This window comes from Corallococcus sp. AB032C, from assembly GCF_003668935.1.
Lineage (GTDB): Bacteria > Myxococcota > Myxococcia > Myxococcales > Myxococcaceae > Corallococcus > Corallococcus exiguus.
The window spans coordinates 64,004-75,970 of the sequence record NZ_RAWP01000029.1 but is presented as its reverse complement, the minus strand read 5'-3'; the positions used below and the strand labels follow the sequence as shown (position 1 = coordinate 75,970).

The following is an 11,967-nucleotide window of genomic DNA, read 5'->3' as shown; positions in this document are numbered from 1 at the left end:
GGGTCGTTCGGCGCGCGCTCAGGAAGGGACAGGACCCGGAGGCGCTTCCCGGGTCCTGTCATCGGCCTTGGCTGTGAGGCCTTGTGGCTATTCGTAGACGTGGCTGGTCGCGGCGGAGACCTGCTCGAAGCGCAGGTACACGTCCGTGACGCCATCCATGGGGAAGCCCGTGGACACGCCTCCCGCGGTCATCAGGTCCACCCAGGGGAAGATGACCTCGTATTCACCGTAGAGCCCCCGGCCCTTCCACTCCGTGGACGGAGCGCCGGACGGGTTCTGCTGGAACCCGAGCACCGTCTGGCCGGTGTTGGCGCTCACGCTCGCCAGGGTGAAGGTGGTCTCCTCGCCCGGCTTCGCGGTGCCCGTGTAGCCGCCGCTGCGCAGCGAGGGGCGCAGGGCGCGGGTCTGGAAGCCCTTGTGGTCCGGGTCGCAGCTGTGGCTGCTGAAGGTGTTGCGCTTGCGCAGCACCAGCGGCGCGAGGCCGTGGCCGTTCAGCCACGTCTCCACCCGGTCATCGCCCACCAGGTGCGCGTGCACCGTCCACACCTTCTCGCCGCAGCGGATGGAGTTGGGACCCAGGCTGTCCTGGAGGTAGAAGCGCAGGCCCTGGCCCAGGTAGCGGCCGTTGTCGTCGTACACCGCGTTCTCCGGCGACAGCAGCCGGCGGGTGAAGCGCTCCTGCTTCGTCAGGCTGCGCTCGCCCGGCGTGGCGGCGACGAGGTCCTCCAGCTTCAACACGTTGCCGCGCAGCTGCACGACGAAGGCCTGGCCCTCCACGTCCCGGCCATGCACGGTCTTGTCCAGGGCCGCGTACGCGTTCGCGTTGAGCGCGCTCTGCAATTGCAGAGGCCCCTTCGCCGCCAGCACCGCGCTGGTGGCCGGCAGGCTCTGCTGCTTCTCGTACTCCAGCGCGCGAGCGAAGAGGTACGACAGCCGCTTCGCCGTGGCGAAGGACTCCCGGGCCCGCGTCAGCCGCTCGTGCAGCCAGAAGTCGTGCGAGAAGAGCGGCACCTGGCGGGCCTCCTCCTGCGCCACCACCTGCTGACCCTCCAGCAGGAGCTGGCGCACGCGGCCCTCCATGTTCTCCAGCTGGAGCAGCGCGCTGTCCACGTCGGTGCCCACGCGGTCGATCTGCATGGCCGCGGTGCTGATGCCCACCATGTACGTGCGGGCCTCCGCGTAGCACTGGTTCACGTTCGTCTGGAGGGCCAGCGCCTCCACCGCCAGCTTGTGCTGCAGGTCGAGCTGCTGGATGCGCGCGTTCAGGACGATGGACTCGTCCTTGTAGCGGTTCTCCGCGCTGGAGCTGAGCAGCTTCACCGCGCCCCAGGCGATGCCCACGTAGGTGCCGGACGCGAAGGCGCTGATGATGGACTCGCCCTTGTTGTTGACGTCGCTGATGTTGTTCACCTTGCGGTCGACGCTGACCTTCGCCTCCAGCAGGCCGGTCATCTCCGCCTCGTAGCTGGCGCTGAGGGCGATCTGCTTCTGGGTGTCCGTCTCCAGCGTGAGGCAGCGCTCCTGGGCGATGCGCAGCCGCTCCTGGGCGTCCGTCCACTGCGCCTGCGCCACCTGGAGGCCCTGGTTCGCGCCGACGATGGACAGCATCGCGTTGCCCATGTCCCCCCGGTAGCAGCTGCTCTCCAGCTTCAGCCCCAGGCTGGAGGGCGTGGGCAGCTGGCTGCCCTGGGTGCCCAGCTCCTGGAGGCACGCGGCCCGGGCCGCGGCGAACTCGCCGGAGGCGATCTCATTCGTGGGCAGGGGCTGGCCGTACAGCCGGGACACGGGCAGCGTCGTGCTCCCCCACGTCACGGTGCCGGAGCCGGGCATCACGTCGACGGTGGTGTAGTGCTCCACCAGCGCGCGCACCGCCGCGTCCGTGTAGACGGAGGTGGAGGGCACCAGGCGCTTCCACGTGCACAGCGCGAAGCGGGCGTGCTCGGTCCGCACCGCGGCGTACACCTGCGCGGGGGGCGTCTGGCACTCCGGCTTGACGAAGCACGCCTCGGGGCGCAGCGGCTGGGCGGTCTTCGACGGGTCGAAGAGGTCCAGCGCGTCCGCCGCGTTGACGTTGGTCAGCCCGCACATCTGGACGATGGGCGCGCCGTACTGCCGCTTGAGCTCCAGCATCCGCTGCTGTTTCGCGGCGTCCTGGTAGGCCTCCTGGACCTCGCCGTTGCGCAGGGACACCCAGGAACTCTCCGCGGCCTGCTTGTCGCCGACGGCGGTGTTCACCGCGGACGTGGCGTTGGCGTGCAGGTACGAGGAGCTTCCGAAGTAGCGCTCGATGGAGCCCGTCAGCGTGGCGCCGAAGAGCAGGGGCACCTCGTCGTCGGGCATGCCGTAGGGGCGGCAGTCGTTGATGGCGCGCAGCTTCTCGTAGGACTGGCGGCGCACGGCCTCCAGCTCCGCCTGTGCGTCGCGCCAGCGCTTGTCCCAGGGCAGCTCCGTCAGCCCCTGCGCGGTGGTGCACGAGTCCTTCTCGCGGGCGTAGGCGGAGCGGGCCAACGTCTCCAGCATCACCGCGTAGCGCATGGTGCGGCCGAAGCGGGTGATGGCCTGGTCGCGCGGGGTGCCGGACGCCACGGGGGCGCAGGTGGCCAGCGTGGTGCGCTCCACGTCCTCCAGGTGCGTGTTGAGCAGGCGCAGGTGCGCCGTCAGGCCCTCCAGGATGGACGCGGGCAGGCCCACCGGCTGGTCGTGGTGCGGCTGCGAGCCGGGCATGGGCGCCAGGTCCGCGGACGGCGTGTCATAGAGCGTGCGCCGGTCCACGGCCTCGGAGAGGTGGCCGGTGTCGGCGACGAAGTCCCACACCGCCAGCCGGGTCCCGGACGGACCGGACACGGCCTGGGTGAACGGAGGACGCAGCACGGTGTGCTCGTACGCGAGCGTGCTCTGCGCCGGCACGAGGTACGTCTTGGCCGGGGAGAACAGGCTCATGGTGGCGCCCTGGTCCAGGACCGCGAACGCCACGCCCTGGGTGCCGGTGGGGAAGGGTAGCGTCCAGGTGAAGAAGCGGGTGCCGCTGGGCGTGCCGCGGCGAGCCGCCTGGACGGTGACCTCCAGACCACTGGTCTTCTGGAGGCACGACACCTGGAGGGAACGGGGCCCCGTGGGGGACTCGTCCAGCAGGAACGACGCGGACGCCAGGTTCACGGACGACGAGGTGCTGGTGCAGCGCGCCGCCAGGTCCGGGGTGTGGAAGAAGAAGGTGGAGCGGCTGCGCTGCCAGCGGGCGCCGGTGCCCCGGTCCTGCACGGACTGGTTGGTGGCCCAGGTCCACGACGCCAGGGGCGCGGGGGGCAGGCGGTAGTCGGGGTTGAGAATGCTGCAGGTGCGCGCCGCGTCGTTGCCGGGCATCAGGTTGGCGTAGGTGCCGTCCAGAAGCAGGTCCCAGCCCTTCTCGAAGCGGTCCAGCACGACGGGCGTGGACTCCCAGTCGGAGGGGGCGGGCTCGTTGAGGAAGTCCGACAGCTCCCGCTGCTGCACCAGCTGCTGGGCGAGGTAGCCGTGGGTGGCGATCCACTGCTGGAACAGGCGCCCCGCCAGCCGCTGGTCGCGGCTGTTGCCGTCGCGCGCGCTCAGGTTCAGCGCGCCGTAGAAGCGCGCCAGGTTGAAGCAGCGGCCCGGCGTGATGCGGCTCGCCGTGGACACGGTGGCGCGCTGGGTCTTGATGGCGTAGCGCGCGCCGTAGCGCTGGGCGAACCAGTCGGAGGTGCCCAGGCCCGGGCCGTTGACCGCGGGCCGCTTCAGGTCCTCCAGGCACTCGGAGAGCATCTCCAGGTCGGTCATCCGGTCCAGGTTCTTCAGGCCGTTGACGTCCGGGTAGCGGTCCCACGTGTTGCCCAGCTCGGCGACGTAGGGCATGCCGCCGTTCTGGCAGCGCAGGTCCCCGGAGCGCGCCAGCACGAAGGGCAGGCCCGCGTCCGCCGTGGCGAAGGCCGGGAAGCCGGCGACCTCCAGCGGCGCGGCGCTGGTGGCCTGGTTGCAGAGCAGGCCCCTGGCGAGCTGCGACGTGGACAGCGGCGTGCCGTTCGCCGCCGAGGCGGTCATGAAGTCGGTGAGCCGGGTCTGGGCCTCGGAATCCCAGCTCGCGCGCTCCTCGCTGACGACGGTGTTGAGCGGGCGGCCGTCGGAGGCGACGGGGGCGCCGCTCCAGGCGCGCACGCCGGGGACGCAGACGCCCAGGTCGGGCTCGCAGACGGAGCCCGTCGCGCAGGGCGTCGCCGGGCAGGCGGTCAGCGGCAGGTCATCCACCCCCGCGTCGGTGTCCACGCGCAGGCGCGACAGCCGGTACGTCGCCTGGACACCCCAGGCGCTGCTGATGGGCCGGGGCAGGCGCACCGTGAAGGTGCCCACCAGCGTGCTGTTGCTGGCGCCGGTGCCGTCGTAGGTGCCCTCCACGTCCACCGTCACGGCATCCGCGGTGTTGGAGCCGTTGCCAGCGGGCAGCCACTCCTCGCCGTGGTGCGACTGGGAGGTGGACAGGCGCAGCTTGCCGGAGGGCGAGAGGGTGCGCGACTCGTCGAACAGCATGAGGTACGCGCCGTTGGCGAAGGCGCGCACCGGCAGGACGAGCGGCTCCGTGCCCGCGTCGCTGGACGGGTCGAGCGTCAGCGTCACGTTGCCGAAGAAGGGCCGCACACCGCCCACGCCCGGGGCCGCGTCCGCGCGGTCGAGGTCCACGCGGGTGCGCTGGGGCGTGGCGCCCTGCGCCTCCAGGGTGACGTACCAGCGGCGCTCGGTGCTGTCCTGCCGCGGGCGCACGTCCATGCGCACCGTGGCGCGCTGGCCGGTGCCGAAGGCGCTGAACGCCCAGGTGTTCACGAGGCAGTCGCTGGAGAACACGGTCGCGGGGGTCTCCCCTACGTCGCAGGCCACCTCCATGCCGGGGCCGGCGACCAGGCGCACCGGCGTGGAGGTCACCCGCGCCGCCTCCGTCGGGTTCAGCGCCGCGAGCCCCACCACCAGGCGCCGGGCGGCGAAGGGCTGGCCCGCCGCGGGCGTGGTGACGGAGAGGGCGGCCGGCGCGACGTCCACGCGGGGCAGCGTGCCGGACAGGACGAGCGGGTTGCCGCCGCCCTCGGTCACGCACTGACCGGAGCAATCACACACCTTGCCGGTGCCGCAGGCGGTGCCCGCAGGACCGCCCTCCAGACACGTCCAGTCGCACTGGTGCGTGCTCTCGTTGCAGAACGCGCCCTGCGGGCACTGTTCGTCGAAGGTGCAGTCCCGGGCGCCCAGGGGCGTCTTCAGGGACTGGAGCAGCGGGTTGTCGCGGTCGTAGCAGGACTCCTCCAGGGCCTGCCGTTGGATGACCGCGAACTCCTCGGCGGGTTGGGGTGATGAGGGAACTTCGGGTGAGCCGCAGGCGGTCGCCAGGACGAGTCCCAGCGAGCCGACGGCGAGATGTCTTGAAAAGGGACGCACTCCAGTGGACTCCAGGAAATGGGTGGACCCGGGGCCATCCCCTCCCCGGCCGGAAGGGGTGGTCCAAGGTTGGGTGATGGGTGGTGGGGAATCGCGGCGGGGCCTGGTGGGCCCGCGCCGCTCCCCCGCCAACGGGGTGGCGGGGAAGTTCAGAAGGACTGACGAGGACTCAAGACCGCAGGCTTCAGGGGACGTACAGCTCCGTGGTGGAGACGGGGCCGTCGAAGTCCGAGCCGCCCATGACGAGCACCTGGCCGTCCTGGAGGAGCACGCCCTCCGCCGCGTAGCGCAGGGTGCCCAGGGGTGTGGTGCGCGTCCAGCGCCCCAGCGCCGACTCGTAGACCTCCACCGAGTCGAGGTATGCGTCCACGCCGTAGCCCGTGTTGACGCCGTAGCCGCCCGCGACCATCACGTCGCCATTCGCCAGCTTGATGGCGGCGTGGTCCGTCCGCCAGGAGGTGAGGGTGGGGGCCGCGCTCCAGGTGTTGGTGGCCGGGTCGTACAGCTCCGCGGTGTTGAGCGGGTACTCGGCCGTGCCGCCCGCGATGAGCACCTTGCCATTCGGCAGCACGGTGGCGCTGGCGCCCTCCCGGGCCTGGGCGAGGGTCCCCGCGGAGGACCAGGTGCCGGTCGCGGGGTCGAACAGCTCCGCGGTGCCGAGGGTCACGTTGCCGTCGTAGCCGCCCACGACGAGCACCTTGCCGTTGGGCAGCAGCGCGGGGGTGGTGTGGATGCGCGCGGAGGCCATGCTGCCCGTCGACGTCCAGGTGCCCGGGGTGGGGTCGTAGAGTTCCGCGGAGGCGGTGTAGCCCAGGCCCGTGTCTCCGCCCGCGACGAGCACCTTGCCGTTGGCGAGCTTCACGGAGACAGGCTGCAGCCGGGGCTGGTTCATGCCGCCGGTGGAGGCCCAGGTGGCGGTCGTGGGGTTGAACAGCTCCGAGGAGGAGCGGTAGGCGTCGTTTCCGTAGCCGCCCGTCACCAGCACCTTGCCGCTGGAGAGCAAAGTGGCGGCGTGGAACTGGCGGGACATCGCCATGGCGCCGGTGGCGCTCCAGGCACCGGTGGTGGGGTCACGCAGGTCGGCGGAGGCGACCTCGGTGGTGCCGTTGAAGCCGCCCGTGGTGAGGACCTTGCCGTTGCCCAGCAGGGTGCCGGTGAGCCCGAAGCGCGCGGTGGCCATGTTGCCCGCGGGCTTCCAGTAGGGGAGGACCACGCGCTCGGCCTGGGCGGCGTACACCGTCTGCGAGGTGGCCGAGTCATAGCGCTGCCCTCCCGCGATGAGGACGCGCCCCGAGGCCAGCGTGGTCGTGGTCGAGCCGTAGCGGAGGTTCGCCAGGGTGCCCACCGTGCTCCAGGCTCCGGTCGTGGGGTCGTACAGCTCCACGCTTCCTCCATTCGAGGAACCTGCGAACACGACCTTCCCGGAGGGCAGCAAGTCCATCTCATGGCCCGCGCGCCAATTGGCTGTGTGTCCCTCGGCCATGGTGCCCGTGGGGGACCAGGCACCGGTGGCCGGATCATAGACCTGGGTGGTCTTGTAGGCGGGACCGACGCCTCCAAATGCACCGTTGCTCGATCTGCCTCCCGCCACGAGAACCTTTCCTGAAGGCAGCAGGGCGGCGTTATGGCTCTCTCTGCCCTCCTTGAAATAGAGCGCGTTGGGCTCCATGTCTCCCGTCAGCGACCATGTACCCGTGACGGGATTGTAGATCTCCGCCGTCGAGAGGGAATGAAGGTAGGGGTAGCTGCTGATGTGACCCGTTCCACCTGCGGCGAGCACTCGGCCGTCCTTCAACGACGTCAGCGTGTGACCGTCGCGTCCGTTCTTCATGTCCCCCGTGGTGGACCAGGTGCCGGTCGACGGGTCATAGAGCGCCGCGAACGCTGTATAGAGTTCGGTCTCCGTGCTTCCTCCCGAGACAAGTACCTTTCCATTGCTCAAGAGGACGGCTTGATGGGACGAGCGCCAGGGGCCCGGCGGAGTGCTGGCCGCGGACCAATTCCCCGTCGCAGGGTCATAGAGCTCCGCGGATGTGGATGTCCCGCTGTTGCCACCCACCACCAGGACTTTTCCGTTGTTCAACCGGGTGGCCGTGTGCCGGGAGCGCGCCGCGACCATCGAGCCCGACGCGGTCCAGCTTCCCGTCGCCGGGTCGTACAATTCAGACACCTGGACATTGGTGGAACTCGTGGAGATGAACCGATGTCCTCCCGCGACGAGCACCTTGCCATTCAGGAGCAGGGTCGCCGTGTGCTCCTCACGGGGATTGATCATCGAGCCCGTGGTCTCCATGCCGGAGACGATGTCATCGCTGCGTGCGGCGAGGTGCGGAGCCGTGCTTCCGGTCGCGGTGGGATCGCATCCCGAGGACAAGAGCATCAGACCCGAGAGCAGCCAGGGCAGGGGGAACTTCAAGGACATGGATTCTCCGACTGGGTTCAGGTGAAAAGGAATGCCTGGGTTTACACAGTCGGTTGCAAAGGGATTGCCAGGGGGCCTCCTCAAGCGCTGTGACAGGGATTCCCTGGCGTCCTCTTCACGCAAACATCCCGGGGCGGAGACGGGACGTCCGGGACCGTGGACGGACGCCAACCGCGGCGCCAATCGGCGCGACAATGAAAGCTCTCAACCTTTGCGCTGCCGGTATCCGACCTGTCCCTGCATCGGGCAGGCCCAGGTCGGTTCGCACTCTCCAGTTCTTCACTCCCGGTCTTTCCGGACGGGTGCGCGCGACCCGCGCCTGCGCTACATGGGGCCGCATGGCGGACCTCCTACCTGTGGCGTCCCTCAAATCCCGGGCGGCGGCCCTCGCCGCCGAGGGGAAGCTGGAAGCGGCCCTGGCCGGCTACCAGGACGCGCTGCGCGCGGACCCCGGCGACCCGGAGCTGCACCAGCGCGTCGCGGAGCTGCTCGAGTGGCTGGAGCGCACCCCGGAGGCCGCCCACGCCTACGACGACGCGGCGCTCGCGTGGACTCGCGCGGGAGGGCTCCTGCGCGCGGTGGCCGCCACGGTGCTGTCGCGAGGCCTCCGTGGCGCGCGTCCCAAGACGGTGCGCGCCCTGGCGGATCGCTTCGCCCTGCCACCCGGCGCGCTGGCCCCGACCTTCGCCTGGGTACCCGACGGCAAGGACCCGGGCGTGCCCGTCCTGTCCGGAGTGGGGCGCGACGCCTTCGTGGCGCTGGTGGAGGCGCTGGAGGTGCGCGCCTTCTGGCCGGGCCAGCGCGTGGTGGAGGAGGGGCAGCCGGGCGATTCCATGTTCGCGCTGGTGGAGGGCCGCGCGGAGGTGACGCGCCGGGTGGAGGGCAACGCGCGGCAGGTCGTGGCCACGCTGGGGCCGGGGGACTTCTTCGGCGAGGTGGCGCTGGTGTCCGAAGGGCCCAGGCTGGCCAGCGTGGAGGTGCCTGAGCGCTCCGTGCTGCTGGAGTTCAAGCGCTCCTCCCTGGCCCGCGTCAGCGCGGCGCACCCGGAGGTGGAGGCGGCGGTGCAGGCCTATTACCAGCGCCGGCTGGTGGACAACCTGCTGCGGACCAGCCCCCTGTTCACCAACCTGTCGCCCGCGCTGAAGCAGGCGATGTCGCGCGAGTTCGACCTGCGCGCCGTGCCTGCGGGCCAGGTGCTCCTGACTCAAGGGCAGCCGGGCGATGCCTTCTACCTGCTGCTGCGCGGCCAGTGTCAGCTGTCGCTGGAGCAGCCGGGCCGCATCGTGTTGCTGCCGGAGCTGCGCGAAGGCGACGTGTTCGGTGAAATCTCCCTGCTCTTGGACAAGCCCGTGTCCGCGACGGTCCGCACGAAGACGCCGTGCGTGGTGCTGCGCCTGGAGCGCGCCGCTTTCGAGCGGCACGTCGTGAGCCAGCCCGGCCTCAAGGGCCAGCTCATGCGCATGGGCACGGAGCGCCTCCAGCAGACCGCGAAGGCGCTCTTCGTCTGAACGCGCGTCAGGCTTCCGCGTCCAGCTGCACGGGGTGCTCGCGAAGCCAGTCCTGCGCGCGGCGGATCCGCCCGGCGCCGGCCGCGCGGCCTTCCTTCTCCATGAGCTGCCGGTAGGGCTCCAACTGCTCCGGCGTCCACGCGGGCAGGGCCTTCAGGTCCGCGAGCGCCACCATCTCCTCCGCGCTCCGTCCCTTCGCCTCCTGCCGCGCGGTGAGCAGCGCCGCCAGCACCAGCCGCGCGGGCTCCGCCTCGAAGGCGATGGCCGCGTCGGTGAGCCACTCGCGCGTGGGCTCGTCCGCCGCCGGGTCCTTCGCTCCGTCGCGCATCCGCTCCAGCATCCCTTCCAGGAAGTCCGCGTCCACTGCGCCCTTCACCGCGCGCAAGAGCGCGGCGATGACCTGCCGCCGGCCTTCCGGGTCCTTGGGCTGGGACTTCATCGCGCGCAGGGGCTCCCACAGCGCGACGGTGAGCCACAGCTCCTCCTCCGGGGAGAAGACGGACGGCGTGGCGGGGTCGCGCAGCTTGGTCTCCACCCGCTGCGCGCGCTCCTTCGCCTCGCGCGAGATGCGCTCCACCAGCGCGGGGTCCGCCTGCACGTGCTTCACCAGCGCGTCCAGCTCGCCCGCCTCCGCCTTGCGCAGCGCCTCCGAGGCCTCGGGCGTGAGGTCCTCCTGCTCCATGCCCGCGATCAGGGACTCGTACTTGCGCACCACCTCCGCGTGCTTCTGGCTCCACTCGCGGAACTGCACGTCGAAGACGACGTCCAGCACGGGGTTGTCCTCCGGCCGCACCTTGCCCGTCTTCTTCGCCGCCGTGGCCAGCAGCGCGCCCACGCACAGCGCGCGCCGCTCCTCCGGCGTGCGTCCACTCTTCGCCACCTGGGCGAGCAGCCCCGCGCCCAGCTTCTCCTGGAAGCCGCGCGTGCCCAGCTCCCGCACCACGCCCACGCGCAGGCTGTTGCGCGCCTCCATCGCGTCCAGGCCTTCCTGCGCGGCCAGCTTCGCGAGCGCCTGACCCACGTGGTCGCTGAAGGCCTTGTCGTCGTAGCGCAGCCCCGGCTGGGGCCCCGCGGCCTGGAGCAGCACGCCCAGGTGCTCCAGCGCCTGGGACAGGCGGGACACGTCCGCGTCGCCCAGGAGCGCCATGGCGCCCTCCAGGTCCTGCTTCAGCGGGTGGGCGGGGGCGGTGGTGGGAGGCGGCGCGGCTTTCGCGCGGTCCTCGGCGGCGTGACAGGCCTTGTACTTCTTCCCGCTGCCACAGGGGCACGGGTCGTTGCGGCCGGGCTTGGAAGGGCTCACGGCCCGGCACCGTAAGCGAAAGCGCCCGGCCCTTCCATGAACGGAAGGAGCCGGGCGCCCGCTACTTCAGAAACGGTTCAGCCGGTTACTGCAGGTTGAAGCCCAGCGTCAGGCCCAGCACGTGCGCGTTGCCGGAGTACGTTCCGGGCATGCCCGGCGCCGTGCTCTCCTTGTCCGCCAGAGCGACGAACTGGTAGCCCAGGTCCGCGCGGAACGGCTTGAACTGGTAGCCCACGCCCGCGGACACCTTGAAGCGGTTGGCGTCCGGGAGGTCCGGCGTCAGCGTGCTGTCGGGGCTGGGGGACGGGTCGTACGTGAGACCGAGGCGCACCTGCAGCGCATCGCTCACGCCGTACTCACCGCCCAGCGAGTACTTCCACTTCGCACGCCAGCGCTTGGGGATGGGGTTGTCGATGGACGGGTTCTCGAAGCGGATGGCCAGCTCCGAGAACGAGGACCAGTCCACCCAGCTCGCGTCGAACGCCAGCAGCAGGTTGTTCAGCGGCCGGTACGCCAGGCCCGCCGTCACGGTGGACGGCAGGACGACGTCCGCGTGCGCCTTCTGGTCCGTCAGCCGGCTCTGGAACTCCACCGGGATGTTCTGGAAGTCCGCCTGGCCCTGGAACGCGATGTCGATGGCGCTGCGGTAGTGCAGGCCCATGTCCAGGTTGTCCAGCAGCTTGGCCTGCACTCCGATGTTGAAGCCGGAGCCCCAGTCCGCGCCACCCAGGTGGACGGAGCCCTCGCTGTTCACGAAGTCCAGGCCGCGCGTCAGCTCGATGGTGGCCCGGGCGATGTCCAGACCCGCGCCGAAGCGGAAGCGCGGGTGCAGCTCATACGCGAACGACGGGTTGATGTAGTACGTCGCCAGCGAGGACTCGTAGCCGCGGAAGCGGCCGCTGAAGCCCTCCTCCCAGCGGCTGCGCGCGCCGTACGGCGTGAACACGCCCACGCCGAACGCCGCCTTCTCGAACGGCTTGTAGACGACGAACAGGTGCGGGGGCGGCGACAGCGTGGTGCGCTGCCCTTCCGCCTCCATGTTCGGCCGCTGGAACGTGATGCTGGGGAGGATGCCCGTGTCGCCCAGCGTGATGTCCAGCGTCTTCACGCCGACCATGTTCGCCACGTTGTAATAGATGGAGGACGAGTCCTCCAGCCACGCCGTGGCGGCGCCGCCCACGCCGGTGGCGCGAGCGCTGTGGGTGTCGACCTGGAATCCCGCGGCCTGGCTGGTACCGGCCGCCAGAATCGCCACGAGGGAGAGTGTCTTTTTCATGAGTGTTTGATTCCTCTCTCAGTGGTTCGCG

General features: G+C 70.7%; 5 protein-coding genes. 1 reads left to right on the top strand and 4 read right to left on the bottom strand.

Going from position 1 to position 11,967, the window contains the following annotated elements:
* Window positions 1-87: 87 nt before the first annotated feature.
* Both D7X99_RS15425 and D7X99_RS15420 read right to left on the bottom strand, forming a co-directional pair.
* Window positions 88-5,430 carry a hypothetical protein gene (locus D7X99_RS15425; RefSeq protein ID WP_121778478.1) on the bottom strand — a complete coding sequence of 1,781 codons (5,343 nt, stop codon included), beginning with the start codon at window positions 5,428-5,430 and terminating at the stop codon, window positions 88-90.
* A gap of 184 nt (window positions 5,431-5,614) precedes the next feature.
* Window positions 5,615-7,852: a kelch repeat-containing protein gene (locus tag D7X99_RS15420; RefSeq protein ID WP_121778477.1), complete on the bottom strand. Its 2,238-nt coding sequence runs from the start codon at window positions 7,850-7,852 to the stop codon at window positions 5,615-5,617.
* A gap of 356 nt (window positions 7,853-8,208) precedes the next feature.
* Here D7X99_RS15420 and D7X99_RS15415 point away from each other — a divergent pair, with 356 nt between their 5' ends.
* On the top strand, window positions 8,209-9,360 hold the full coding sequence (locus tag D7X99_RS15415) for a cyclic nucleotide-binding domain-containing protein (protein WP_233613409.1): 1,152 nt from the start codon (window positions 8,209-8,211) through the stop codon (window positions 9,358-9,360).
* 7 nt (window positions 9,361-9,367) lie between these two features.
* Here the strand turns inward: D7X99_RS15415 and D7X99_RS15410 are convergent, their stop codons facing one another.
* Window positions 9,368-10,660, bottom strand: coding sequence for a YecA family protein (locus tag D7X99_RS15410; RefSeq protein ID WP_121778475.1), 1,293 nt, complete (start codon window positions 10,658-10,660; stop codon window positions 9,368-9,370).
* 85 nt (window positions 10,661-10,745) lie between these two features.
* On the bottom strand, window positions 10,746-11,936 hold the full coding sequence (locus tag D7X99_RS15405; RefSeq protein WP_120599060.1) for an OmpP1/FadL family transporter: 1,191 nt from the start codon (window positions 11,934-11,936) through the stop codon (window positions 10,746-10,748).
* Window positions 11,937-11,967: the final 31 nt, after the last annotated feature.